Raw genomic sequence first — 24,726 nt, 5'->3', positions numbered from 1 at the left:
AACCGATTCGGCTAGGCAGAATCCGCACCGTCCTAGGGGAGTAGTCTCCCGCGAGCACCCAGCTCGCCCGGCACGCGTCAACATACTTGGCCCACAGGCCATGGCGCGTGCGACCCGCTATGCAGCGCCTGCATAGAGAGATCCGCACAGACGGATCCGCGGTTTGACAAGACCTATGACACGCACACCTTACCCGGGGCGGGAAGGCTGTACGTGTCATAGCCGTGTCGACCCGCCCCCGTAGGAAACCTGATGCTGGAATCCCTGCTGGTCCCCACCGCCATCGTTGCCCTCGCCGAAATCGGCGACAAGACGCAACTGCTCGCGCTCATCCTCGCTGCCCGCTTTCGCAAGCCTTGGCCGATCATCGCCGGTATAATCGCCGCCACCCTGGCCAACCATGCCGCCGCAGGCGCCGTGGGTGCGTGGGTCGGCGGGTTCTTCAGCGACTCGGCGCTGCACTGGATCCTGGCCGCCAGCTTCACCGCCACTGCACTGTGGACGCTGGTGCCGGACAAGATGGATGACGATGAAAACCCCGCGCGCCGCTTCGGCCCTTTCCTGACCACACTGATTGCGTTCTTCCTGGCCGAGATCGGCGACAAGACCCAAGTGGCCACGGTGATGCTTGCAGCACAGTACCCACACCTGATCATGGTCATCATCGGCACCACCCTGGGCATGCTGATTGCCAACGTGCCGGTGGTACTGGCGGGTAACTTTGCGGCGGATAAACTGCCGTTGACGCTGATTCGTCGCCTGGCGGCTACCGCGTTCATCGTGCTGGCGGTCGTGGCCGTTTATTCGGCGATGAAAGCCAGTGGCTGGGTGGGGTAACACAAAGCTGGGGGCGCTTTGCGTTGCAAAAGGGCCGCAAAGCGGCCCCCATGGCAATGCTTACTTCTTGGCCGCCTGATACAACGGCATCACCTTCGGAATGGCTGCCTGCAACGAGGCGATACGGCTCTCGGACGCCGGGTGAGTGCTCATGAACTCAGGCGGCGCGCCTTCGGAAGCCTTGCTCATCTTGTTCCACAAGGTGATCGCGGCATTCGGGTCGTAACCGGCACGCGCCGACAGCTCCAGGCCGATCAGGTCCGCTTCGTTCTCGTTGGAACGGCTGTTGGGCAGGGTCATGGCGTAGTTCACCACGGTATCGGCCAAGGCCATGCTGCTCTGGCCCAGTCCGAAGAGGGCGCCCGCGCCTTGGCGGGCCATTTCCACACCATAGGCCTTGGACATCGCTTCGCGGCTGTGCTCACGCAAGGCGTGGGCGATCTCGTGGCCGACCACCGCTGCAATCTCGGCATCGGTCAGCTTGAGCTGGTCGATCAGGCCGGTGTAAACGATGATCTTGCCGCCAGGCCCGCAGTTGGCATTGAGCTCATCGCTCTTGATCACGTTGACTTCCCACTTCCACTGGGCAGCATCCGGACGAAAGATCGGCGCCTGGGCGATCAGCCGGTCAGCGATGACCTGCACGCGCTTGGCGTCGGCGCTGGACTTGTCCAGCACGCCTTTGTTCGACGCCTCACCGAGGGTCTGCTGGTAGGACTGGGCGTACATCTGGTTGACCTCATCGGTCGAGAGCATGCTGAACATGTATTGCTTGCGCTCGACACCGACGGCCCCGCCGCTGGTCGTATTTACCGACTGGCAGCCTGCCAGCAGGATACCGGCGCTCAACAGACTGACAACAAATGACTTACGCATGAAAACACTCCCTTTTACATGCGGCGTATCCTAGGCCTAGTCGCCCAGGCCCGCCATAGCCGCAGGGAAGAATTTTACCGGCACTGCAGCCAGCGCATCAGGCCGGGGTCAGGCACTCTGGCGCATCGAGCTTCGGGTCATTGACGAAGTGTGCCAACGCCCGCTCACGCAACGTGGCCGGCGGGCTGGCCAGCAATTCATGCAACCGCGCCATCGGCGTATCAGGGTCCAGCCAGGCCGCTCGCCCCGCCTCATCCAGAATCAAAGGCCGGCGCTGGTTCATGGCCGCCTGGGTCACCACCGCGCAACTCAACCAGACTTGGTCCTGTACCGGATACGCCTCCCACACCGCTGCGAAATACAGCGAAGCCCCCTCCCCTGGCGTCAGCCAGTACGGGCGTTTGCGCACATTACCGCGCCACTCATAGAAGCCATTGGCCGGCATCAGGCAACGGCGCTGGCGAAACGCCTCGCGGAACATCGGTTGCTCGGCAAGGGTTTCGGCGCGGGCATGGGCAGGCGTACGGGAAAGGTCGGTGAGCCAGGCCGGGGTCAGCCCCCAGCGCGCCTTGGCCAGTTGCTGCTGGCCGTCGAGCTGGCGCTGAATCAGCACCGAAGCCCCCGGCGAGATATTCCATTGGGCCGGCTGGCCGGCCGGAAAGCCCGGCAGACTGGCAAGGGCCTGGGGCCAGCGAAACAGGGCGTAACGTCCACACATGAGCGAATTCTGAACCTAGCAGATCAAGGTACCGGGATAGCTCTCCGGTTCGTCGCCAACCAGTGGCTGGGCAGCATTGTACGCATCGATCAGCTGCCGTGCGTATTCGGCCTGCTCGTCGGGCACCGCCAGCGCCAGCAAGCCCTGCATCGGTAGCTCACCGGCAGCACCGACCAGGTCGCGCCCAATCAAATGTACCGAGACACCTTCACTGGCCAGCATGCCCATCAGCATTTCGGCCTCCAGCAAACTCTCCGGCTCGTAGATTCGCTGCATCAGGCATCGTCCTCGCGTCTGACCTCAAGCATCCATTCGTCACCGTGCACCTGCAAAATGAACACCACAGGCTGGCAACACACTTGGCAATCCTCGGTGTAGCGCTGGTCGCCACCGGAAATATCGACAGTGGTTTCCACACGTTCGCCACAATAAGGGCAATCATAGAAGTCGGTTTCCAGCATCGCGGCCTCCGCGGTGACTTATGCGTATAATTGCCGGTCTGATTACAGGGCCTGCGTGTGTTCGAGCCGTTTTTCGGACCCCGTCCCTACCTTATTACCCTAGCCGTTTCCAACAAGAGAGCATGATGGGCGAATTCGATGCCATCCGACCGTACGACGACGCTGAGGTCCCTGCCGTGCTGGCACGCCTGCTCAGCGACCCGGCATTCCTCGATATCCTCACCCACTTCCGCTTCCCGCGTGCGGCTGGCCCCCTCGGATGGCTGCTCAAGCCGCTAATCGCCCGTCGCCTGCGCAAGGAGTTCGCCGGCGTCACCTGCGTCTCGACCTTGCAGGACAAAGTCGAGTACTACGTCGATCAAACCATCGAACGCGCCACCGATGGCGTCACCTACTCGGGCGTCGAGCAGCTCAAGGCCGGCACCGCGTACCTGTTCCTGGCCAACCACCGCGACATCGTCATGGACCCGGCCTTCGTCAACTACGCCGTGTACCACGCCGGCCTGCCGACCCCACGCATCGCCATCGGTGACAACCTGCTGCAAAAGCCCTTCGTCAGCGACATGATGCGCCTGAACAAGAGCTTCATCGTGCACCGCTCGCTCAGCGGTCGTCGCGAAAAGCTGGCGGCTTACCAACTGCTTTCGGCCTACATCAACCACTCGATCCGCAACGATACTGCGTCGATCTGGATCGCCCAGGCCGAAGGCCGTGCCAAGGATGGTGACGACCGCACCGACTCGGCGATCCTCAAGATGTTCCACATGAGCCGCAAGGACGAACCGTTCGGCGCGGTCATCCAGAGCCTTAACCTGACGCCGGTGTCGATCAGCTACGAGTACGACCCCTGCGACCAGGCCAAAGCCCGTGAGCTGTACATCCGCGCCACCACTGGCACCTACAAGAAGGCGCCGGGCGAAGACGACAACAGCATCGCCAAAGGCATCACTGGCTACAAAGGTCGTGTGCACATCAACTTTGCAGCGCCGGTGACCGAATACTTCGAAGACACCAAGCAGTTGGCAGCCGAAATCGACCGGCAGATCCTCGGCGGCTACCGGCTGTTCCCGGTGCACTACCTGGCCTACGCAATGTGGGACGAAAAGGATGAGGCACTGCAGGTGCCGAGTGCCGAGAAGGTGTTCCCGGCCGAAGAGTTGGCGCGGGCCAAGGAAGAATGGCAGCGGCGCCTGGAGGCATGCCCCGAGGAGCAGCGGCCGTACCTGGTGTTGCAGTATGCGACGCCGGTGCGCAACCAGTATCAGGTCAGGCAGCAGGCACCGGTCGCCTGATCAACTCTGGGGCTGCTCTGCGGCCCCAGGTTTTCAGACCCAGGTACTGAACCAGGACAACAACAGCGCCAGGGCCAGGCACGAAAAACCGAGAATATAGAAGTAACGCGGCACCCTCAGGTCAAACGCATCCATCACCCCTTCATCCATTGCCAGGCTTTCACGCGTGACCGCCTCGCGGCGCCGTGCGCTGTGCAGCAGCAGGCCGCCTGGGCAGGTCATCAGCAATGCCAGCAGGTTGATCAGCTTGGTGGGATGGGCGGCCAGAAACCCCCAGAGCACTTGCAACGACATCACGCATCCTCGGTTTGAACGACAACGAAGGCCGGCATTCTACCCAAGTCCGCCCCAGGCGCCCGGCCTGGGCGACAAAGTGTCACTAAATTTCATCTGTCACATGCTCGTCATCAGAACAGGCCACCCTGTCGGCCTTTCCCCGATCCGGAGCTTGTTCATGCTGCACGCCGAAAACCAGGACCGCCTCTATCTCGTTGCCCAGAGCGACGAACAACAGGCGTTGATCGACGGTTTCGCCATCAATGTGCAAGACCGGCAGTGGCTGGTCTATTGCGCATTGGGAGGGCATGCTCATGAAGACTTGCCAGAGGTGGATGTTGCCACCGGTTTCAGCGTGCTGGATTTCCACATCCAGGCGGCCTGAAGCCCCCGCAGCCACCCACAAAAAACCCGCTGCCAGGCAGCGGTTTTTTTGTAAGGCAACTGAACGCTTACTCGGCCAGCACCTGCCCGATGGTCGGGTCTTTGAACAGGCGGGTCAGGGCGTCGCTCAGCACATCACTGACCAGCTTGGTGTTGGTTTCCTGGTTCGGCGCCATGCCGAAGCGCTGATCCAGCGAAGCGCCGTAACGGCCGCTGTAGCGGCGGTTGGCGTTGGCCACGTCGGCACGGAAAGTGGCGCCGATGGTGGCCTCGGTCACGTACAGGTTGTCCTTGGGCGACTGGTATTTCAGCTCGGCCAGGGTCACGGTCAGTTGCGGCGCATTGTTAGCGTTCGGCGTCGGGGTGAAACCGAGCAGGCGTACAGCGGCTTCGGCCTGGGCCTGCAGCTTGGGCAGCACATCATTGCCACTGACGCTGATGGTGCTGGTCTCGGGGTACATGCCACCGCGAGTGCCCAGGGACTGCGAAGCCCGACCATCAACCACCTTGACCACCACCGGCTGACCCTGGCCGACAGGTGCGAGCTGGGCGGTGAGCTTGGGTTGCGGGCTGAGTTGTTGCGGGCTGTGGGCACATCCGACCAGGCTGAGGCTGGCCACGGCGATCAAACCGAACAACAGACGTTGCAACATGCGCGTTTCTCCAGAAAATGCGGCTAAGGCGCACAGTATACCCAGCCTCGCACAGGCCAGTCATCGCCAAGGCTGCGCTGTCACAATCGTTTCATGCCCCTGCCGTTATCCTTGGCCCAGCCCTAACACAAAGGACTCACCGCCATGGCCTCGCTCTGGACCCTGCTCTTCCAACGCCCGCGCCACCGCCCCTATGCCCACCTTGACGCCGACGGCAAATGCCTGGCGTTCAAGCACTGTAGCCAGCCGCCAAGTGGCAGTGGCTGGGTGCAGGTCAGCGAAGTGCAGCTCGCCTGGCTGGGCCGCCAATTGCCCGCCAGCGCTCGGGTTTGCGCGCGCGCAAACAACCGTTGGCATCAACGCAGCCTGCCGGCCTGACAAACGCTGCAATAAAAACCACGAATAACGACCTTTCTGCCCGCGACATCGCTATAATCTCCCCCCGATTATAAGGACGTCTCCTGATCGGGCCCCGCATTTGCCGCTTGACCCCGGCACCTTCACCGCTTCGCCCACAGAGAGCCTTCCACTCAGGTCTTGCATCGGCTGTCGTGCCTGCTTTTCCGGCCCTTCGCACTGCATGAACCTGTGGGTTGCCATCGCGCAGTCCCCTTTTGAGGTTCACGTCTCCAAAAGAGCGTGAAAAAACGGTTTTTCACAACTTCACGAGAGTGTGGCGAGCAAATGAACAGTCTGGCATGTGCAAAAGCAGCAGATGTGTCCCGAACAGCCCTGAACAGGCGGCAACTGCGCTCATCCCGGATGAGTATCTGAGGCCGCTCCATAACGCACGCACGACACCTTGACCATAAGTCGAATTGCCGCACCTGTGGCAAACGGGGTTCAATACCTGAACCCGAAGACTGATTGGCGGTGTCCGCGGAAGTTGCAAGAACTGCGAAAAGTCGGACATGGCGACCCTGGCAAACCCGGGTCCTATGCTGTCAATTAGGTAGCTGTAGATTGTGGAGACGCGTTAAATGGCGCAGAACGAATCGGTTGATGTAGTACTGGTAGGCGCGGGCATCATGAGTGCCACCCTGGCCGTACTGCTCAAGGAGCTCGACCCGACCCTGAAGCTTGAGGTCGTCGAGGCGATGGACTCCGGGGCCGCGGAAAGCTCCAACCCCTGGAACAACGCAGGTACCGGCCACGCTGGCCTGTGCGAGCTTAACTACACGCCCCAGGCCGCCGATGGCAGCATCGACATCAAGAAGGCCGTGCACATCAACACCCAGTTCGAGGTCTCGCGCCAGTTCTGGGCCTACCTGAGCAAGAAGAGCAACTTCGGCTCGGCGCGTGCTTTTATCAACCCTGTCCCGCACCTGAGCTACGTCGAAGGTGAAAAGGGTGTGTCCTTCCTCAAGAAGCGCTTCGAGCTGCTCAAGCAGCATCACGCCTTCACCGAGATGGAATACACCGAAGACAAGGCCGTGATGAAGGACTGGATGCCGCTGATGATGCCCGGCCGCCCGGCCGACCAGCACATCGCCGCCACCCGCGTGGCGAAAGGCACCGACGTCAACTTCGGCGCGCTGACCAACAAAATGCTCAAGCTGCTGGCCGACACCCCGGACACGCAGGTCAAGTACAGCAAGAAAGTCGTCGGCCTGCGCCGTAACGGCAGCGGCTGGACCGTGAGCATCAAGGACGTCAACAGCGGCGGCAGCCGTGAAGTCGATGCCCGCTTCGTGTTCCTCGGCGCCGGCGGCGCGGCCCTGCCGCTGCTGCAGCTTTCCGGCATCCCCGAGAGCAAAGGCTTCGGCGGCTTCCCGGTCAGCGGCCAGTGGTTGCGGTGCGACAACCCGGAAATCGTCAAACTGCACCAGGCCAAGGTCTACAGCCAGGCCGCAGTCGGCGCGCCACCGATGTCGGTGCCGCACCTGGATACCCGCGTGGTGGACGGCAAGACCTCGTTGCTGTTCGGCCCTTACGCCGGCTTTACCACCAAGTTCCTCAAGCATGGCTCGTTGATGGACCTGCCGCTGTCGGTACGCATGGGCAACATCGGCCCAATGCTGGCCGTAGCCCGCGACAACATGGACCTGACCAAGTACCTGGTCAGTGAAGTGATGCAGTCGATGGAGCAACGCCTGGAATCCCTGCGTCGCTTCTATCCGCAGGCTAAAGCCGAAGACTGGCGCCTGGAAGTGGCCGGCCAACGCGTGCAGATCATCAAGAAAGACCCGAAAAAAGGCGGCATTCTGCAGTTCGGTACCGAGCTGGTCTCAGCTCAGGACGGCAGCCTGGCGGCGCTGCTCGGCGCATCGCCGGGCGCTTCGGTCACCGTTTCGATCATGCTCGAACTGATCGAGCGCTGCTTCCCCGAGCAGGCCAAAGGTGCCTGGGCTGCCAAGCTCAAGGAGATCTTCCCGGCTCGCGAGAAGACCTTGGCAACCGATGCTGCGCTGTACCGCAAGATCAGTGCCGACAACGATGCGGCGCTGGAACTGGTAGAAGACAGCCCGGCCCAGCATTACGCCTGAGCTGGCTGAAACGAAAAAACGCCCCTCGGGGCGTTTTTTTGTGGCTGCGATACAGGCTACACATCAGCCCCGAGCTTTCTCGATGACCTCGATGTACTCCGGCGCACCGCGCTGGTCGGCGATTACCTCGACAAAGGTCTTGCCGTGCTCGTCCTTGCCATCCAGGTCCAGGCCAGCTTCGACGAAGAAGCGGACGAAACGCTCGAAGTCGTCAATACGCAGACCGCGGTAGGCCTTGATCAGCTTGTGCTGAGAAGGCGAAGTCACGCCATCGGCCGGCTCGAACTGAAGGTACGACTTGATGTAGTCGTCGCTGATTTCGTCACCGATTACCTGTTTCTTGTCTTTACGCATTGCCGACTCCAACTGGACCATCACGGAATTTCGAAGGCCGGCAGTTTACCCCCCGCAGGGCGCGCGCCTCAACGCGTACGTACGGTCCCGGTGTGCAGGTCGGCCCAGATATGGCCGTTGCCATAGGTCAGAAACTGCACGTAGAGCGTCTCGTTGCGCAAAAGGTCCATGATCACGCGGTAATCGCTGACCGGGTAATTGAGGCTCAAGGTGCGGGTTTTTTCGTCATAGACCGGTTTTTTCAAGCTTTTGCCGGGCTCGCCATCGAAGGTCAGCAGCACCTGGGCAAGGGTGGCGCCCTTGCTCAGCGGCTTGCCCTTGAGGCGCATCTGCAACGAGGCGGTGATCGGGATCGGCTGCTGGTCGGACTGGCGCTGGGCACCTACTACGACCGAATAATCGGTCACCTGCAGCAGTTGCTGTCCAGTCGGCGCTTCCTGGCGCAACGACAGGTCATCGGGCGGCAGAAACTGGCTGTGCAGCGGTGCTGCACCGATCGGCAGGCTGACCGCCAACAGGAGGGGAACAATCGCACGCATGTGAGGCTCCTTGGCATGAACAGGCACTCTAGCATGCTGTGTTCAGCCTGTACCGGAGCCGCCGCTCAATCGAACTGCGCGCGCATCCAGGCCTGGTACTCGGCCACGCCCGCTTGGCCTTCGCGTGGCGCCCAGTGCGCATGCTCGCCCTCGCCCACCGGCCGGTACGGCCCGGCCTTGCACTCGAACAAGATGCTGTCTGGCTCCAGCACCACCAACCCATGGTAGGTACCCGGTGCCAGGTCCACGCCCAGGCAGTCACCGCCAGCCTGCAGCACACGCTTGTCGATGAGCGCGCCCTGCTCATCGAAAATCAGCAGGCCCAGGCGCCCCTTGAGCACGATCAGTGCTTCGGCCTTGTCGTCATTCAGATGCCGATGCGGCGGGATGTACGTGCTCGGCTGCAACCCGACCGCCATGCGGTGGCAGGGCTCTTCCATCTCGTGGAAATTGTGGTGCTGCCGCCCGCGAGGGTTGGCGGCAGCCTTTTGCGCCAGCCCAGCGAACAGCGATTGGTCGATGAACGCGGGCTGGCGCATGGTCACAGCCCCTTGACGGCGAAGATGCCGTTGGCGTTGCGCCAGTAGCCTTTGTAATCCATGCCATAGCCGAAGATGTAGCGATCGACGCACGGCAGGCCGACGTAGTTGGCCTTGAGGTCCGGGCTGGCCTTGCGGTCATGGTCCTTGTCGATCAGCACCGCGGTGTGCACCGAGCGAGCGCCGGCATGCTTGCAGAACTCGATGATGGCGCTGAGGGTGTGGCCTTCGTCGAGGATGTCGTCGACGATCAGCACGTCACGGTCGATGAACGAGACTTCAGGCTTGGCCTTCCAGAACAGCTCACCGCCGCTGGTCTGGTTGCGGTAGCGGGTGGCGTGCAGGTACGACGCTTCCAGCGGGAACTGCAGGTGAGTCAGCAGCTTGCCGGTGAAAATCAGGCCGCCATTCATCACGCAGAAGACCACCGGGTTCTTGTCGTGCAGGTCTTTGCAGATCTGCTCGCCGACCTTGGCGATGGCCGCTTCGACTTCGGCTTCGTTGTACAGACAGTCAGCTTCGCGCATGACTTGACGGATGTGCTCGAGATCGGCGGACATTGCGCTCTCCGGGGGTATTTTGGAAAAGCGGGCAAAGGTACGCATCCGCTCGTCACAGATCAAGCATTTATGGACTAACGTCCAAAAGGACTACACGACAGCACAGGTTGAATAGATTAATCTAGCGCGGTTTTTTTGCCCGCCTTTCGGAGCCCCCCTATGCCCACTCGTGAGATCCGCCATCCGCTGATCCGCCACAAGCTCGGCCTCATGCGCCGTGCCGACATCAGCACCAAGAATTTTCGCGAACTCGCCCAGGAAGTCGGCGCGCTCCTGACCTATGAAGCCACTCAAGACCTGCCGTTGGAAACCTACGAGATCGACGGCTGGTGCGGCAAGGTGCAGGTCGAAAAAATCGCCGGCAAGAAGATTACCGTGGTGCCGATCCTGCGCGCCGGTATCGGCATGCTCGACGGCGTGCTCAGCCTGATTCCGGGTGCCAAGGTCAGTGCCGTTGGCGTCGCGCGCAACGAGGAAACCCTCGAAGCCCACACCTACCTGGAAAAGCTCGCACCGGATATCAACCAGCGCCTGGCCTTGATCATCGACCCGATGCTGGCCACCGGCGCCTCGATGGTCGCCACCATCGACCTGCTGAAAAAGGCTGGCTGCAAGGAAATCCGCGCCATGGTCCTGGTTGCAGCACCGGAAGGTATCGACGTGGTGGAAAAAGCCCACCCCGACGTACAGATCTACACCGCCTCGATCGACCAGCGCCTCAACGAGCACGGCTACATCGTGCCGGGCCTGGGTGATGCCGGCGACAAGATCTTCGGCACCAAGCAAAAGGACGCCTGACCATGCAGGACGGCTTCAACGACCCGCTCTGGCGCCAGGTCGTTTCGGGCGCGCAGATGCTCTTCGTGGCATTTGGCGCGCTGGTGCTGATGCCACTGATCACCGGCCTCGACCCGAACGTCGCGCTGTTCACTGCTGGCATCGGCACGCTGCTGTTCCAACTGGTCACCGGCCGTCAGGTACCGGTGTTCCTGGCGTCGAGCTTTGCCTTCATCACCCCCATCATCCTTGCCAAGGGCCAGTTCGGCCTGGCCGAGACCATGGGCGGCGTGATGGCCGCAGGCTTCGTCTACACCTTCATGGGGCTGATGGTCAAAATCAAAGGCACCGGTTTCATCGACCGCATGCTGCCGCCCGTGGTAATTGGCCCGGTGATCATCTCGATCGGCCTGGCCATGGCGCCGATCGCCGCCAACATGGCCATGGGCAAGGGCGGTGATGGTGCTGCGCTGATGCCTTACCAGACCGCCATGCTGATCTCGATGCCGGCGCTGCTGACCACCTTGATCGTCGCGGTGTTCGGCAAGGGCATCTTCCGCCTGGTACCGATCATCTCCGGCGTGCTGGTGGGCTTTGCCCTGGCGTTCGCCTTCGGTGTGGTCGACACCGCCAAGATTGCCGCCGCGCCTTGGCTGGAGATCCCCAACTTCACCGCGCCGGCGTTCAACTGGCAGGCCATCCTGTTCATCGTGCCGGTGGCGTTGGCGCCGGCGATCGAACACATCGGCGGGGTGATCGCTGTGGGCAGCGTGACCGGCCGCGACTACCTGAAAAAGCCCGGCCTGCATCGCACCTTGCTGGGTGATGGCCTGGCGACCACGGCTGCCGGCCTGTTCGGTGGCCCGCCCAACACCACCTACGCCGAAGTGACCGGCGCGGTGATGCTGACCAAGAACTACAACCCGAAGATCATGACCTGGGCGGCGATTTTTGCCATCACCCTGGCCTTCATCGGCAAGTTCGGCGCGCTGCTGCAGAGCATTCCGGTACCGGTCATGGGCGGCATTCTGTGCCTGCTGTTCGGTTCGATCGCGGCGGTGGGCATGAACACCATGATTCGCCACAAGATCGACCTGGCCGAAGCGCGCAACCTGGTGATCGTTTCGGTGACCCTGGTGTTCGGCATTGGCGGGGTCTTGATCGGCAGCGGTGACGGCCCGGACGACTGGGGCCTCAAGGGTATTTCCCTGTGCGCCGTAGTGGCCATTGCCCTGAACCTCATTCTGCCGGGCAATGACGGCTGGAAGAACAAGAAGCTGGATGTGTAAGAGCGGCCTTGCCAGACCGCTCGCAAAGGGCCGCAATGCGGCCCTTTGCATTCAAGCCTTTTCGCACATCCCCGCCAACACCCGCACCCACTCCGGGTGATCATTCAGGCACGGCACCAGCACCAACTCCTCGCCCCCCGCCTCGATGAACTGCTCCTTGCCGCGGTCGCCAATCTCTTCCAGCGTCTCGATGCAATCGGCAACGAACGCGGGGCACATCACCAGCAGCTTCTTCACCCCCGCAGCAGCCAGCTCATCCAAGCGATTCTCGGTGTAGGGTTCGATCCACTTGTCCCGCCCCAGCCGCGACTGGAACGACACCGACCACTTGCCGTGCGGGATACCCATTTTCTGCGCAAACGCCTTGGCCGTGGCCTGACATTGCCCTCGATAGCACACTGCGCGCTCCTCGGCACTGGCGTCCTTGCAACAATCGGCCGCTCGGAAATCATGCTTGCCGGTGGGGTCCAGCTTCTTCAGGTGCCGTTCCGGCAGCCCATGGAAACTCAGCAGAAGGTGATCGTAATCCTGCTCCAGATAGGGCCTGGCACTGGCCACCAGCGCGTCGATGTAGTCGGGATGATCGTAGAACGGCTGCAGCACACGCATCTGCAGCGGCAGCTGGCGTTCGCTGATGGTCTGCTTCGCCTGCTCGACCACCGTGGTAACCGTACTGTCGGCAAACTGTGGATAAAGCGGTGCCAGGGTGACCGTGCGCACGCCTTGGGCGACCAGGCGCTCGAGCACCTCGGGCAATGCCGGCTGGCCATAGCGCATGGCCATCTCCACCGGGCCATGGGGCCAGTGCTCGACCATCGCGGCTTGCAGACGGCGGGTCAGCACCACCAGTGGCGAACCATCCTCCCACCAAATGGAGGCGTAGGCGTGCGCCGACTGTTCCGGGCGCTTGATCAATATCAGTGACACCAGTAAGCGCCGCACCGGCCAGGGCAGGTCGATCACGTACGGGTCCATCAGGAACTGGTTGAGGTAACGGCGCACATCGGCCACCGAAGTGGAGGCCGGGGAACCCAGGTTGACCAGCAGCAGGGCGTGATCAGTCATGCAGCGTCCTATGTCAGAGGCGGCTGGACAAGTCGTCCAGGGCCGATTGCAGATCATTGAAACGGAAGGTGAACCCTGCCGCCAGCAAGCGCACCGGGCGCGCCCGCTGGCCACCGAGCAACAGCGTCGACAGCTCGCCAAGGCCGGCCTTGAGCAACAGCGCAGGCACGGGCAGCACGGCCGGCCGGTGCATGGCCCGGCCCAGGCGCTTGGCGAACTCGCGGTTGCGCACAGGCTCTGGGGCGCAGGCATTATAAGGACCGCTGGCGTCCTTGTGCTGCAAGAGAAAATCAATCAGGGCGACCTGGTCGTCTATATGGACCCACGGCATCCACTGCCGGCCATCGCCCAACGGCCCGCCCAGCCCCAGTTTGAAGGGCAGGCGCAGGCGCGACAAAAAGCCGCCATCGCTGGCCAGCACCAGCCCCGTTCGCACCAGCACCACCCGGATGCCTTGTGCCTGCGAACGCTGGGCGGTTTCTTCCCAGGCGATGCACAACTGGCTGGCAAAATCTTCGCGTACCGGCTGCGATACTTCGGTCAGTTCGCGCTCACCGCCATCCCCGTACCAGCCCACCGCAGACCCGGAGATCAGCACCTCCGGGCGCTGCTCACGGCTGCCCAGCCAAGCCAGCAACTGCTCGGTCAGGGTGACCCGGCTGGCCCACAGCAGGTTACGCCGGGCGCCGGTCCAAGGCCGATCGGCAATCGGCGCGCCGGCCAAGTTGATGACCGCATCCAACTGATCATCCGCCTGCAGTTCTTCAAGCCGGGCGATGCCGCGCACCTGGCTACCGCACAGTTTGGGTACCTGATCAGGCCGGCGGCTCCAAACCGTAAGGCGATGGCCCTGGCCGAGCCAGAGCTGGCACAGGTGCCGGCCTATCAAACCGGTGCCGCCTGTCAGCAATATATGCATGGCTGTGTCCTCGCAGAATGCGGCAGTGGTCTATTTTTAGAACAAGGCACTTTTTTGACCCGACGCTCTCGGATAAACATAGGCCAACCTGCTCTATAAAGCGGAATAACCTTATACAAAATTTGTGCATTGTACAGGTTTGCCTGACAGCGTAGTCTGCTCACAGCAAGGTTTGAAGAGGCCATCATGACAGTACCTATTGCCATCATCGGTGCCGGTATCGCCGGTCTGTCCGCCGCCCAGGCGCTGCAAAAGGCCGGGCAATCCGTGCATTTGTTCGACAAAGGCCACGGCAGTGGCGGGCGCATGGCCAGCAAGCGCAGTGACGCTGGCGCGCTGGACCTCGGCGCCCAGTATTTCACTGCCCGTGACCGGCGTTTCGTCGATCAGGTCCAGCAATGGGTGGCTGCGGGTTGGGCCGAGCAATGGAAGCCGCAACTGTACAACTACCGCGACGGCGAACTCACACCCTCCCCGGATGAGCAGACTCGCTGGGTAGGCGTGCCGCGCATGAGTGCCATCACCCGCGGCATGCTCAAGGATGTGACGGTCAACTTTGGCTGCCGCATCGCTGAAGTATTCCGCGGCAAGCAGTACTGGCACCTGCAAGACACCGAAGGCTGCAGCCACGGCCCATTCAGCCGCGTGGTGATCGCGGTGCCTGCGCCGCAGGCAACGCCGTTACTGGCCTCGACGCCCAAACTGGCTGCCGTGGCGGCCGGCGTGCAGATGGAGCCTACCTGGGCCGTCGCCCTGGGCTTCCAGACGCCACTGGACACCCCCATGCAAGGTTGCTTCGTGCAGGACAACCCGCTCGACTGGCTGGCCCGCAACCGCAGCAAGCCCGGGCGTGACGAGCATCTCGACACCTGGGTGCTGCATGCCACGTCGAGCTGGAGCCGGCAGCATATCGACCTGCCCAAGGAAGAGGTGATCGAGCAGTTATGGGGCGAATTCGCCGAACTGGTCGGCTGTGTGGTGCCGGCACCCACCTTCGCCCTCGCCCACCGCTGGCTGTATGCACGCCCCACCAGCCACCATGAGTGGGGCGCGTTGGCCGATGCCGATCAAGGCCTGTACGCCTGCGGCGACTGGTGTTTGTCCGGCCGCGTCGAGGGGGCTTGGCTGAGTGGCCAGGAAGCCGCTCGCCGGCTGCTGGAGCATCTCGACTGAACGGGCGCTGAGCCTGTACAAAAAAATCAGTTTGCATAACGCCAAGGCTGTGCTGGAATAAACTTGTACAAAATAGATATCGCGTACAAGTTTACCGGAGACAGCCATGCAATCCCCTTCCGCTCACTGCAAGCCTCGCATCGCCATCAGCGCCTGCCTGACCGGGCACAGTGTGCGCTACAACGGTGGGCACAAGGCATCCGACCTGTGCCGCGCGCAACTTGAAGCGCACTTCGAATGGCTGCCGGTTTGCCCCGAGGTCGCTATCGGCCTCGGTGTACCGCGCGACCCTATTCGCCTGGTAGGCGACCCGGAGCAGCCGGAAGTGGTCGGTACCCGCAACCCCGGCATGGACCTCACCGGCCCGCTGCGCACCTATGGCGAACAGATGGCCGGCGAGCTCGACGATATCTGCGGCTATATCTTCATGCAGAAGTCGCCTTCGTGCGGATTGGAGCGGGTCAAGGTCTACCAGGATAACGGCCACCCTGCGTTGCATAGCGGACGTGGTGTGTATGCCCAGGCCTTCTGCAACCTTCGCCCGGATCTGCCGGTGGAGGAGGAAGGCCGCCTGCATGACGCAGTGCTACGCGAAAACTTCATCAGCCGCGTATACGCCTATGCCGATTGGCAGCGCCTGCTGGCCGAAGGCTTGAGCCGCGGTGCCCTGGTGCGGTTTCACTCGCGCTACAAGTACCTGCTGATGGCCAACAACCCCCATGCCTACCGCACCTTGGGGCGACTACTGGGCAGCATGAGCCGTGATGACGACCCGCAGCAGGTCGGCCCACACTATTTCAGCCAGCTGATGCAGGCCCTGCGCCGCTGCGCCAGCCGTGGCACGCACTGCAACGTACTGCAGCACCTGAGCGGTTACTTCAAAGACGCCCTGACCCAGCAGGACAAGGCCGAACTGCAAGCCATCATCAGCCAGTACCAACAGGGCGTGGTGCCGCTGGTGGTACCGCTGACGCTGCTCAAGCACCACCTGCGCAAGCACCCCGACCCTTACCTGATGCAGCAGGCCTACCTGCAGCCACACCCCGAAAGCCTAGGGTTGCGCAATGCCGTCTGAGGCCCTGCTAGCGATCGGCGAACTCGCCCGCCGCACCGGCGTCAACCCAGTCACCCTGCGGGCCTGGGAACGCCGTTACGGCCTGCTCAAGCCACAGCGCACCGCAAAAGGGCATCGCTTGTATTCCAACGAGCAGGTCGAACGGGTCGAAGCGATCCTGGCCTGGCTGCAGCGCGGCGCATCGGTGGGGCAGGTGCGCGAACTGCTCGATAAACCGGCCAGCACCGCCCCACAAAGCAACTGGCAGGCGCGACAGACGCAGTTGATCGAGGCTATCGCCAACCTCTCGCAGCGGGCACTTGACCAGCAACTCAACCAGGCCATGGCGCTGTACCCCGCCATTACCCTGTGCGAGCAATTGCTGCTACCCCTGCTCGACAGCCTGGACCTGCGCTGGCGCAACTATTTCAATGCACGGCTTGAGCAAGTGTTCTTCCACAGCTGGCTGCGCAGCAAACTCGGCGCCCGGGTGTATCACGACAACCAGCTGCTACAGGGTGCGCCAGTGCTGCTGGCCGAAGACAGCGAACGCGCCTTCGACCCTGAGCTGTGGCTGTGCGCCTGGCTGCTCAGCAGCAACGGCATCCCTGTCGAGGTGCTTGAACAGCCGGTGGGTGGCCCGCAACTGCAACGGGCCATCGCCGCGCTGCAACCGCGCGCCCTGTTACTGCACCTGGGGCCACGCATCGACATCAAGGCCTTGCAGCGCACGCTGCAGGGTACGCCGGGGGCAAAACTGCTGGGCGGCGCCACGCTCGCCCTGCATGAAGCCCAACTGAACGCCCTCGACCTCCCCGACCTGCTCCTGTTCGATACCCCGCAGGCGGCATTGCGTTTGCTTCAAGGCAATGACCGCCGGCCTGTAGAGATGAATGCACCATGCAATTGATCTGGCTGCGCAGCGACCTGCGCATCGACGACAACACCGCCTTGAGCGCCGCCTGTGAGCGCGGCCCGACCGTCGCCCTGTGGCTGCTCAGCCCCGGCCAATGGCAGGCTCACGACGACGCCGCCTGCAAAGTAGACTTCTGGCTGCGCAACCTGCGCGAGCTGCGCCAGGCACTGGGCACACTCAACATCCCGCTGCTGATCCGCTCAATTGACAGGTGGGATCAGGCATCAGATGCAATAATGGCAGTATGCCATCAGCATCGGATAGATAGCGTGCACTGGAACGACGAGTACGGCATCAACGAACAGCGCCGCGACCAGGCTGTGCGGGCGCGGCTGGAGCAATCAGGCGTGCAGGCGCACAGCTACCTCGACCAGCTGTTCTTCCGCCCTGGCACCCTCCTTACCCGCAGTGGTGACTACTTCCAGGTCTTCAGCCAATTCAAGAAAAGCTGCCTGGAGCATCTGCACCGCAGCCTCCCCGCGCTGGCCCCACGGCTAAAGCCCCAGGCGCCTCTGGCGATCGCCAGCGACCCGCTACCTGAGCATGTGCTGGGCTTCGACCCAGTACCGCGTGCCTTGCGCGATGGCTGGCCAGCGGGCGAAGCCGAAGCGCAAGCACGGCTGTCGCGTTTTCTCGATGAGCGGGTGGAAGACTACCAACACCAGCGCGACCTCCCGGCCAAGCCTGGCACCAGCGAGCTCTCCGCCTACCTGGCCGCCGGGGTGATTTCGCCCCGGCAATGCCTGCACGGGGCCTTGGCCAGCAACCGTGGCGAGTTCGACAGCGGCAGCACCGGCATCCAGACCTGGGTCAACGAGTTGCTTTGGCGGGAGTTCTACAAGCACATCCTGGTGGGTTATCCACAGGTATCCCGTCACCGCGCTTTCCGTGCCCAGACCGAAGCCCTGCCCTGGCGTGATGCACCTGAAGACCTTGCGGCCTGGGAACAGGGGCGCACCGGTTTTCCGATCATCGATGCCGCCATGCGCCAGTTGCTGCACACCGGCTGGATGCACAACCGCCTGCGCATGATCGTCGCCATGTTCCTCAGCAAGAACCTGCTGATCGACTGGCGCAAAGGCGAGCGGCATTTCATGCGTCACCTGATAGACGGCGACCTGGCAGCCAACAACGGCGGCTGGCAGTGGAGCGCATCTACCGGCACCGACGCCGTGCCCTATTTCCGCATCTTCAACCCGGTTTCGCAGTCTCAGCGCTTCGATCCGCAGGGGCGCTTCATTCGTCACTGGGTACCGGAACTGCAGGCGCTGGATGATAAAGCCATTCATCAGCCAGTTAAGGCTGCGGATCTTTTTGCTACCCATTCGTATCACAATCCAATAGTCGATCTCGGCAGCAGTCGCCAGCGCGCATTAGAAGCCTTCAAAGGCCTTCCGCGTCGGCAGCATTAAGGGGCAGTATCGTGAATAGAGCTCGCAGTGTCTGGGTGACAGGGGCCACTAATGGATTAGGGCTGGCATTGGTACAACAGTTGCTCGAACAGGGGCACCGGGTAGCCGCAAGCGGCAGGGAGTGTGAAGCACTTGACATGCTGGGCGAACGCTACGGCACGCAATTGCTGCGCCTGCCGGGCCAGTTGCAGGCGCTGGATCAGGTCGAGGCAGCCAGCAAGCTGCTATTGGGCAACTGGGGGTCGCTGGACTGCCTGATCATCAATGCCGGCACCGGTGAGTATGTGGCCGACGCCATACCTGATGCCGAGCTGTTCGAGGCCATCGCCGCCAGCAACCTGCTGGCCAGCGAACAATGCCTGGCCAGTGCCTTGCCGCTGCTGACCAAGGGTGAAGCGCCTCAGGTAATGGCGATCCTCAATCGCTATTCAGCCTCGCAGCTGTTTGCGCCCACACAGGTTTCCAGCGGTTTCAACAGCACCGCGCAGTGGTTTCGCGAGCAACGCCAGGTACTGGACCAACTGCAGATCAGCCTGACGGTGGTGGCGCCGCAATCATTGAAGACCCCCGTGACACCGGCGCAGGCTATGCCGGAGATGTGGACAGCGCAGAGCGCTGCCGAAGAACTGCTGCGGCGACTGCCGCTTCGAGAACCTGAACTGGTGCTGGAGACGCTGGACCCTAGCAGTTTGTGGCCGCTGCCGCGCTGACCCAAGGGTTGGCAAGGTGCTACCGCAGTGGGAGCGGCTCACCCGCTCCCACTGCCCAAGCAGGTGGGTTACAACGCCATACGGTAATGCAGGCTGTAGCTTTCCACACCATCGTTGGGCTGCTTGATACCGGCGTTGGAATAGTGGATGGCGCGCACGCCAATTTCATGCCCACCGGCAAAGCGCAAGCCGAAACCGATCCGGTCCTCGAACTGGAACGCCGAGCCTAGCTCGTTGCTTTCAAGCTCGGTGCTGGAGAAGGCCGCGACACCGATGCCCGCCTCGATGTAAGGCTTCACCGATTCCCCGGCAAACTCATAGACGAACACTGGCGCAAACGACAAGCTGTGGTTGCTCGCCGTCTCGTCACCCTGCCAATAGGTGTAAGCCCCATCCCAATAACCGGTAAGACGACCAACGCTGGTCTGCCACCAGCTCGCCTCCCAGTTCGACTGCAACCCCAGCCGATAGACCATGGTCGAGTCACCGGTCTGCCCCACCGAAAATGAAACATCGGCAGCCTGCGCCGACACCACTTGCCCCAAAGTTAAGGCGGCAACCGCCGCCAAGCCGAGCAGTTTCCTCATAAGAAACATCCTTCTTCCTGATGCTGTTGTTAGTGTTCGCCTCTTGCCAGGCAAATCGGTAGAAATCGGCAGTGGTACGATAGTTCAGCTGCTTTTGACGTTTTTTTCACAACGCAAAGCTTTGCACACTGTCGGACTTATGCCACAGCAACGGTAGGATTTTTCTCAGAGTTTGCGGGTCGGCACTGGTCCAGAAGCGGGTATCCAGCGCCGGGCCCTCGGCCAGCAGGTCGTTGGCGTGCAACAGCCGTTGCAGCTGGCGCGCCACGGCGGCGCCGGTATCGATGATGGCCACGTCTGCCGGCACCATGTCGGCCAGCAAGGGGCGCAGGAATGGGTAATGGGTGCAGCCAAGAATCAGCGTATCGCAGCCGGCATCCAGCAGTGGCTGCACAAACCCGAGCAGCAACTGGCGCAACGCGGGGCTGCCAAGGTCGCCGGTTTCAATCAGCTCTACCAGCCCTGGGCAAGGCTGGGTGACCACCCGTACATCGCTGGCGAAGCGGTCGAGCAATGCCGCGAACTTGGCGCTCTGCAAGGTCCCGGTAGTGGCCAGCACCCCGACCACACCGGAGCGGGTGGCGGCGGCTGCAGGCTTTACCGCAGGCTCCATACCCACCAGCGGCCAGACCGGGTACAGCTCACGCAGGTCGGCAACCGCCGCCACCGTTGCGGTATTGCAGGCCAGGACCATGGCCTTGGCGCCTTGCTGATGGAAGAACTCGGCAATGCGTCGGCAGCGCTGGCGGATGTAGTCCGCCGACTTCTCACCGTAGGGCACATGACCGCAATCGGCCACATACAGCAGGGTTTCGTTGGGCAGCAGGCGCTGGATCTCGGCAAGCACCGACAAACCGCCGACCCCCGAATCCATCACGCCAATCGGCGCCGAACGCTCAGCCATCGCGCTTGCCGCAGACAGCGCAGGCCGGGTCGCGCTTGACCCGCAGTTCACGTATGCGCGTGCCGAGGGCATCGATCAGCAGCAGGCGGCCCACCAGTGGCTCGCCGAACCCAGCCAGCAGCTTCATGGCTTCCAGCGCCTGCAGGCTACCTACCAGCCCCACCAGCGGGCCGATCACGCCGGCTTCGCTGCAGGTCAGTTCATCCTCGCTGCCATGGCCATACAGGCAGTGGTAGCATGGGCTGTAGTCACGCCGCGGGTCGAACACCGAAAGCTGGCCCTCGAGGCGGATCGCCGCCCCACTGACCAACGGCTTGCCAGCAGCGACGCAGGCGGCATTGACCGCCTCGCGCGTGGAAAAGTTGTCGGAGCAGTCCAGCACCAGGTCGACCGCAGCCACCGCTGCGGCCAGCGAATCTTCGTCCAGCGCCTGGCGGTGAGCGACCAGGCTGATCTCCGGGTTGATCGCCCCCAGGCGCTGCAGCGCCGAGTCCACCTTGCTCATGCCGACGCTGTCGCTGTCGTGCATCACCTGGCGTTGCAGATTGGTCAGGTCGACGGTGTCGAAATCTGCCAGGTGCAACTCGCCCACCCCCGCCGCAGCCAGGTACAGCGCCACAGGTGAGCCCAGCCCACCGAGGCCGACGATCAGCGCCTTGCTCTGCTTGAGGCGCAACTGGCCGTCGATATCGATCTGCGCCAGCAGCACTTGCCGGCTGTAGCGCAACAGTTCCTGATCACTCAGCATGGCAGGCGCCCCAGGGTAATGCGTTCATGGCTGCCCAGGTCGATGCGGCTGGCAACCTCGGCAAAGCCTTGTTCAGTCAGCAAGGCGCGCACCGCCGCTGCCTGATCATAACCATGCTCCAACAGCAACCAGCCGCCTGGCAGCAAGTGCTGCGGCGCCTGGGCAATGATCACGCGCAGGTCGTCCAGGCCATCGGCACCTGCCACCAGTGCGCTGCTGGGTTCGAAACGCACATCGCCAGCGGCCAGGTGGGGGTCTTCGCTGGCAATGTAGGGGGGGTTGCTGACAATCAGGTCGAAACGCTCATCGCCGAGCTGGTCAAACCAGTGGCTGACGCGCACCTGCACATTGCCCAGCCCCAGGCGCTGGCGGTTGCGCTCGGCCAGCGCGGCGGCCTCCTCGACACGGTCCACCGCCATCACCTGCCAGGCCGGGCGGTCGCCGGCCAGGGCCAAGGCAATGGCCCCGGTGCCGGTGCCCAGGTCGAGCACCTTGGCAGGTGTCGCAGGCTGAAGCTCCAGGGCGGTCTCGACCAGCAGCTCGGTGTCCGGGCGCGGGATCAGCGTATGCGGTGCCACTTCCAGGTCGATCTTCCAGAACCCCTGCTGCCCAAGGATATACGCCACCGGCTCACCGCTGCGGCGGCGCTGCAGGTAACCGGTATAAGTGTCGGCCGCTTCGCTGCTGACGATGCGCTCGGGCCAGGTATGCAGGTAGCTGCGCGACTTGCCGATGGCCGCAGCCAACAACAGTTCGGCGTCCAGCCGCTCGGTGGGCGATTCGGGCAACTGCGCATTGCGCAGCAAGCTGGCGATGATGGTCATCAGTCCCCCAGGGCGGCCAGTTGATCGGCCTGGTACTCGGCCAACAGCGGTTCGATCACGGCATCGACGCCACCGGCAAGGATGTCGTCCAGCGAATACAAGGTCAGGTTGATGCGGTGATCGGTTACCCGGCCCTGTGGATAATTGTAGGTGCGGATACGCTCGGAGCGGTCACCGGAGCCCACCAGCAGCTTGCGCTCACTGGCGATGGCATTCTGCGCGGCGCTGGTCTGCATGTCGTTGAGCTTGGCCGACAGCCAGGACATGGCACGGGCACGGTTCTTGTGCTGCGAGCGTTCTTCCTGGCACTCGACCACGATACCGGTGGGCAAGTGAGTAATGCGAACCGCCGAGTCGGTCTTGTTGATGTGCTGGCCACCGGCCCCGGAAGCGCGGTAGGTGTCCACGCGCAAGTCGGCCGGGTTGATCTCGATCACCGCCTGCTCATCGGGCTCGGGCAGCACGGCCACGGTACAAGCGGAGGTATGGATGCGCCCCTGCGACTCGGTCTCGGGCACCCGTTGCACACGGTGCGCACCAGACTCGAACTTGAGCTTGCCGTAAACGTTATCGCCTTCGACGCGGGCGATGATTTCCTTGTAGCCGCCGTGTTCGCCTTCGTTCTCGGACAGAATCTCCAGACGCCAGCCACGCTTTTCGGCGTAGCGCGAATACATGCGGAACAGGTCACCCGAGAATATCGCCGCCTCGTCACCACCGGTGCCAGCGCGGATTTCGAGGAACACGTTACGCCCGTCGTTGGGGTCCTTGGGCAGCAGCATGCGTTGCAGCTGCGCCTCCATCGCCAGCAGTTGCTCCTTGGCTTCGCGCACTTCCTCCACGGCCATTTCGCGCATATCCGGATCGCTGTCCTTGAGCAGCGCCTGGGCACCTTCAAGGTCGTCCTGGACTTTGCGCCATGCCTGATAGGCCGTGTGAACCGGCTCGACTTCGGCGTATTCGCGGGAATAAGCACGGAAACGCGTCTGGTCGCTGATGACCTCAGCGTCACCGAGCAGTGCGGTCAGTTCTTCGAAGCGGTCCTGGAGAATATCCAGTTTGTTCAGCAGCGACGCTTTCATTGCAGGGATTTGTCCGTCGAGCCCTCGTTGAGGGCAAAGAGTTCCTGGGCCATGGCCAGCGCATCGAGGCGGCCCTCGGCCGAGAGCTTTTTCAACTGCACGCTGGGCGCATGCAGAAGTTTGTTGGTCAGGCCCCGGGCCAGCTGGGCCAGCACGTCCTCGGGGTTGCCGCCGTTGGCCAGCAGGCGCTGGGCTTTTTGCAGCTCTTCATCGCGCAGGCGCTCGCTTTGCTGGCGGTAGGCCTTGAGCACGTCCACCGCAGCCAGTTCGCGCAGGCGCACCATGAAGTCTTCGGCGCCCACCGACACCAGCTCTTCGGCAGCCTGGGCCGCACCCTGGCGGCTCTTGAGGTTTTCTGCGACTACGTCGTGCAGGTCATCGACGGTATACAGGTAGACGTCGTCGAGCTCGCCCACTTCGGGTTCGATATCACGCGGCACGGCGATGTCGACCATGAAAATCGGCTTGTGCCGGCGTTGTTTCAGCGCGCTCTCGACCGCGCCCTTGCCAAGGATCGGCAACTGGCTTGCGGTGGAGCTGATGACGATGTCGCTGTTGGCCAGTTCCTGGGGGATGTCGGCCAGCAGCACGGCATGTGCGCCGAACTGCTCGGCCAGCGTGCTGGCACGCTCCAGGGTACGGTTGGCCACCACGATCCGGCGCACACCTTGCTCATGCAGGTGGCGGGCGACCAGGGTGATGGTCTCGCCGGCCCCGATCAGCAGGGCCTGGCTGCGGCCCAGGTCACTGAAGATCTGCCGCGCCAGGCTCACCGCGGCGAACGCCACCGAAACCGGGTTTTCGCCGATCGCGGTGTCGGTGCGCACCTGTTTGGCGGCACTGAAGGTGGCCTGGAACAGGCGCCCGAGCAGTGGGCCAACGGTACCGGCCTCACGCGCCACGGCGTAGGCGGACTTCATCTGGCCGAGGATCTGCGGCTCGCCGAGCACCAGCGAATCGAGGCCAGAGGCCACGCGCATCATGTGCCGCACCGCATCGTGCTCTTCATGGATGTAGGCGCTGGCGCGCAGTTCATCCAGGCTCAGCCGGTGGTAATCGGCCAGCCACAGCAGTACGGCCTCGGCAGACAGGTGGTCCTGCTCTATATAAAGCTCGCTACGGTTGCAGGTCGACAGGATCGCCGCTTCACGGCTGGCGGTCAGTCGGCAGAGCTGTTGCAGGGCGTCCACCAGCTGCTCTGGGGTAAACGCCACGCGCTCGCGTACGTCTACCGAGGCAGTCTTATGGTTGATACCAAGTGCAAGAAAGGCCATGCAAGGTCGCTGGTTGT

At 62.7% G+C, this 24,726-nt stretch carries 30 protein-coding genes and 1 riboswitch; of the genes, 12 read left to right on the top strand and 18 right to left on the bottom strand.

Annotated features, from left to right (window positions below; genetic code table 11):
* Positions 1-23: 23 nt before the first annotated feature.
* Positions 24-165, top strand: a riboswitch (yybP-ykoY riboswitch).
* Between the two features lie 90 nt (positions 166-255).
* Entirely contained in the window at positions 256-837 is a 582-nt protein-coding gene (locus tag CKW22_RS08705; protein ID WP_177326489.1) for a TMEM165/GDT1 family protein, read from the top strand.
* A gap of 60 nt (positions 838-897) precedes the next feature.
* On the opposite strand, the gene CKW22_RS08700 is transcribed toward CKW22_RS08705, so the two are convergent.
* The 4 genes from CKW22_RS08700 to CKW22_RS08685 form a co-directional block, all read right to left on the bottom strand.
* Positions 898-1,713, bottom strand: a complete 816-nt coding sequence (locus CKW22_RS08700) for a M48 family metallopeptidase (protein ID WP_033701292.1) — start codon at positions 1,711-1,713, stop codon at positions 898-900.
* Positions 1,714-1,810: 97 nt separating this feature from the next.
* Positions 1,811-2,431: an SOS response-associated peptidase gene (locus CKW22_RS08695; protein ID WP_033701293.1), complete on the bottom strand. Its 621-nt coding sequence runs from the start codon at positions 2,429-2,431 to the stop codon at positions 1,811-1,813.
* 15 nt (positions 2,432-2,446) lie between these two features.
* Entirely contained in the window at positions 2,447-2,707 is a 261-nt protein-coding gene (locus tag CKW22_RS08690) for a putative signal transducing protein (RefSeq protein ID WP_033701294.1), read from the bottom strand.
* Complete coding sequence (locus tag CKW22_RS08685) at positions 2,707-2,892, bottom strand: CPXCG motif-containing cysteine-rich protein (protein WP_033701296.1); 186 nt, start codon at positions 2,890-2,892, stop codon at positions 2,707-2,709. The genes CKW22_RS08690 and CKW22_RS08685 overlap by 1 nt, the downstream gene beginning before the upstream one ends.
* A 122-nt stretch (positions 2,893-3,014) precedes the next feature.
* On the opposite strand from CKW22_RS08685, the gene CKW22_RS08680 reads away from it, so the two are divergent.
* The gene (locus CKW22_RS08680; RefSeq protein WP_033701297.1) at positions 3,015-4,184 is read left to right on the top strand and encodes a 1-acyl-sn-glycerol-3-phosphate acyltransferase; all 1,170 of its coding nucleotides are present in this window, start codon (positions 3,015-3,017) and stop codon (positions 4,182-4,184) included.
* 33 nt (positions 4,185-4,217) lie between these two features.
* Here the strand turns inward: CKW22_RS08680 and CKW22_RS08675 are convergent, their stop codons facing one another.
* Complete coding sequence (locus CKW22_RS08675; protein ID WP_033701298.1) at positions 4,218-4,478, bottom strand: hypothetical protein; 261 nt, start codon at positions 4,476-4,478, stop codon at positions 4,218-4,220.
* A gap of 160 nt (positions 4,479-4,638) precedes the next feature.
* On the opposite strand from CKW22_RS08675, the gene CKW22_RS08670 reads away from it, so the two are divergent.
* The gene (locus CKW22_RS08670; protein ID WP_033701299.1) at positions 4,639-4,845 is read left to right on the top strand and encodes a hypothetical protein; all 207 of its coding nucleotides are present in this window, start codon (positions 4,639-4,641) and stop codon (positions 4,843-4,845) included.
* A gap of 67 nt (positions 4,846-4,912) precedes the next feature.
* Here the strand turns inward: CKW22_RS08670 and CKW22_RS08665 are convergent, their stop codons facing one another.
* The gene (locus CKW22_RS08665) at positions 4,913-5,497 is read right to left on the bottom strand and encodes a YajG family lipoprotein (protein ID WP_033701300.1); all 585 of its coding nucleotides are present in this window, start codon (positions 5,495-5,497) and stop codon (positions 4,913-4,915) included.
* A gap of 144 nt (positions 5,498-5,641) precedes the next feature.
* On the opposite strand from CKW22_RS08665, the gene CKW22_RS08660 reads away from it, so the two are divergent.
* Together CKW22_RS08660 and mqo are read left to right on the top strand one after the other, a co-directional pair.
* On the top strand, positions 5,642-5,875 hold the full coding sequence (locus CKW22_RS08660) for a hypothetical protein (protein WP_033701301.1): 234 nt from the start codon (positions 5,642-5,644) through the stop codon (positions 5,873-5,875).
* Positions 5,876-6,477: 602 nt separating this feature from the next.
* Positions 6,478-7,983: a malate dehydrogenase (quinone) gene (mqo, locus tag CKW22_RS08655; RefSeq protein WP_033701303.1), complete on the top strand. Its 1,506-nt coding sequence runs from the start codon at positions 6,478-6,480 to the stop codon at positions 7,981-7,983.
* A 63-nt stretch (positions 7,984-8,046) separates the two neighbouring features.
* Here the strand turns inward: mqo and CKW22_RS08650 are convergent, their stop codons facing one another.
* The 4 genes from CKW22_RS08650 to CKW22_RS08635 form a co-directional block, all read right to left on the bottom strand.
* A complete protein-coding gene (locus CKW22_RS08650; RefSeq protein ID WP_033701304.1) occupies positions 8,047-8,337 on the bottom strand; it encodes a PA4642 family protein in 291 nt (96 codons plus the stop codon).
* A gap of 68 nt (positions 8,338-8,405) precedes the next feature.
* Positions 8,406-8,876 (bottom strand): hypothetical protein, encoded by a 471-nt coding sequence (locus CKW22_RS08645; protein WP_033701305.1) that lies wholly within the window; start codon positions 8,874-8,876, stop codon positions 8,406-8,408.
* 65 nt (positions 8,877-8,941) lie between these two features.
* Complete coding sequence (locus CKW22_RS08640; protein ID WP_033701307.1) at positions 8,942-9,415, bottom strand: WbuC family cupin fold metalloprotein; 474 nt, start codon at positions 9,413-9,415, stop codon at positions 8,942-8,944.
* A 2-nt stretch (positions 9,416-9,417) separates the two neighbouring features.
* Positions 9,418-9,975, bottom strand: coding sequence for a hypoxanthine-guanine phosphoribosyltransferase (locus CKW22_RS08635; RefSeq protein ID WP_033701308.1), 558 nt, complete (start codon positions 9,973-9,975; stop codon positions 9,418-9,420).
* 159 nt (positions 9,976-10,134) lie between these two features.
* On the opposite strand from CKW22_RS08635, the gene upp reads away from it, so the two are divergent.
* Together upp and CKW22_RS08625 are read left to right on the top strand one after the other, a co-directional pair.
* Positions 10,135-10,773 (top strand): uracil phosphoribosyltransferase, encoded by a 639-nt coding sequence (gene upp, locus CKW22_RS08630; RefSeq protein WP_033701309.1) that lies wholly within the window; start codon positions 10,135-10,137, stop codon positions 10,771-10,773.
* Between the two features lie 2 nt (positions 10,774-10,775).
* Positions 10,776-12,041 carry a uracil-xanthine permease family protein gene (locus tag CKW22_RS08625; RefSeq protein ID WP_033701311.1) on the top strand — a complete coding sequence of 422 codons (1,266 nt, stop codon included), beginning with the start codon at positions 10,776-10,778 and terminating at the stop codon, positions 12,039-12,041.
* Between the two features lie 51 nt (positions 12,042-12,092).
* Here the strand turns inward: CKW22_RS08625 and hemH are convergent, their stop codons facing one another.
* Entirely contained in the window at positions 12,093-13,106 is a 1,014-nt protein-coding gene (gene hemH, locus CKW22_RS08620) for a ferrochelatase (protein ID WP_095064019.1), read from the bottom strand.
* 13 nt (positions 13,107-13,119) lie between these two features.
* Positions 13,120-14,025: a TIGR01777 family oxidoreductase gene (locus tag CKW22_RS08615; RefSeq protein WP_033701313.1), complete on the bottom strand. Its 906-nt coding sequence runs from the start codon at positions 14,023-14,025 to the stop codon at positions 13,120-13,122.
* Between the two features lie 186 nt (positions 14,026-14,211).
* On the opposite strand from CKW22_RS08615, the gene CKW22_RS08610 reads away from it, so the two are divergent.
* The 5 genes from CKW22_RS08610 (at position 14,212) to CKW22_RS08590 (ending at position 19,290) form a co-directional block, all read left to right on the top strand.
* Entirely contained in the window at positions 14,212-15,198 is a 987-nt protein-coding gene (locus tag CKW22_RS08610; RefSeq protein WP_033701314.1) for an NAD(P)/FAD-dependent oxidoreductase, read from the top strand.
* 106 nt (positions 15,199-15,304) lie between these two features.
* Positions 15,305-16,273, top strand: coding sequence for a DUF523 and DUF1722 domain-containing protein (locus CKW22_RS08605; RefSeq protein ID WP_033701316.1), 969 nt, complete (start codon positions 15,305-15,307; stop codon positions 16,271-16,273).
* Entirely contained in the window at positions 16,263-17,162 is a 900-nt protein-coding gene (locus CKW22_RS08600; protein ID WP_047582761.1) for a MerR family transcriptional regulator, read from the top strand. The genes CKW22_RS08605 and CKW22_RS08600 overlap by 11 nt, the downstream gene beginning before the upstream one ends.
* The gene (gene phrB, locus CKW22_RS08595; protein WP_095064018.1) at positions 17,153-18,580 is read left to right on the top strand and encodes a deoxyribodipyrimidine photo-lyase; all 1,428 of its coding nucleotides are present in this window, start codon (positions 17,153-17,155) and stop codon (positions 18,578-18,580) included. Before CKW22_RS08600 ends, phrB begins: the two co-directional genes overlap by 10 nt.
* 11 nt (positions 18,581-18,591) lie before the next feature.
* The gene (locus CKW22_RS08590) at positions 18,592-19,290 is read left to right on the top strand and encodes an SDR family oxidoreductase (protein ID WP_177447938.1); all 699 of its coding nucleotides are present in this window, start codon (positions 18,592-18,594) and stop codon (positions 19,288-19,290) included.
* A 68-nt stretch (positions 19,291-19,358) separates the two neighbouring features.
* On the opposite strand, the gene CKW22_RS08585 is transcribed toward CKW22_RS08590, so the two are convergent.
* From CKW22_RS08585 to hemA, 6 genes are all read right to left on the bottom strand, one after another.
* Positions 19,359-19,877 carry an acyloxyacyl hydrolase gene (locus CKW22_RS08585; protein ID WP_033701321.1) on the bottom strand — a complete coding sequence of 173 codons (519 nt, stop codon included), beginning with the start codon at positions 19,875-19,877 and terminating at the stop codon, positions 19,359-19,361.
* 106 nt (positions 19,878-19,983) lie between these two features.
* Entirely contained in the window at positions 19,984-20,781 is a 798-nt protein-coding gene (murI, locus tag CKW22_RS08580; protein WP_033701322.1) for a glutamate racemase, read from the bottom strand.
* Positions 20,774-21,529, bottom strand: a complete 756-nt coding sequence (locus tag CKW22_RS08575; protein WP_033701323.1) for a molybdopterin-synthase adenylyltransferase MoeB — start codon at positions 21,527-21,529, stop codon at positions 20,774-20,776. The genes murI and CKW22_RS08575 overlap by 8 nt, the downstream gene beginning before the upstream one ends.
* Positions 21,523-22,353 carry a peptide chain release factor N(5)-glutamine methyltransferase gene (prmC, locus tag CKW22_RS08570; protein ID WP_033701324.1) on the bottom strand — a complete coding sequence of 277 codons (831 nt, stop codon included), beginning with the start codon at positions 22,351-22,353 and terminating at the stop codon, positions 21,523-21,525. The genes CKW22_RS08575 and prmC overlap by 7 nt, the downstream gene beginning before the upstream one ends.
* Positions 22,353-23,435 carry a peptide chain release factor 1 gene (gene prfA, locus CKW22_RS08565; protein WP_047582766.1) on the bottom strand — a complete coding sequence of 361 codons (1,083 nt, stop codon included), beginning with the start codon at positions 23,433-23,435 and terminating at the stop codon, positions 22,353-22,355. The genes prmC and prfA overlap by 1 nt, the downstream gene beginning before the upstream one ends.
* Positions 23,432-24,709, bottom strand: coding sequence for a glutamyl-tRNA reductase (gene hemA, locus CKW22_RS08560; RefSeq protein ID WP_033701328.1), 1,278 nt, complete (start codon positions 24,707-24,709; stop codon positions 23,432-23,434). The genes prfA and hemA overlap by 4 nt, the downstream gene beginning before the upstream one ends.
* Positions 24,710-24,726 lie beyond the last annotated feature (17 nt).

Origin of the sequence: Pseudomonas sp. Irchel s3f19, assembly GCF_900187555.1 — a bacterium.
Lineage (GTDB): Bacteria > Pseudomonadota > Gammaproteobacteria > Pseudomonadales > Pseudomonadaceae > Aquipseudomonas > Aquipseudomonas capeferrum.
This window is presented reverse-complemented; position numbering and strand designations above follow the sequence as displayed.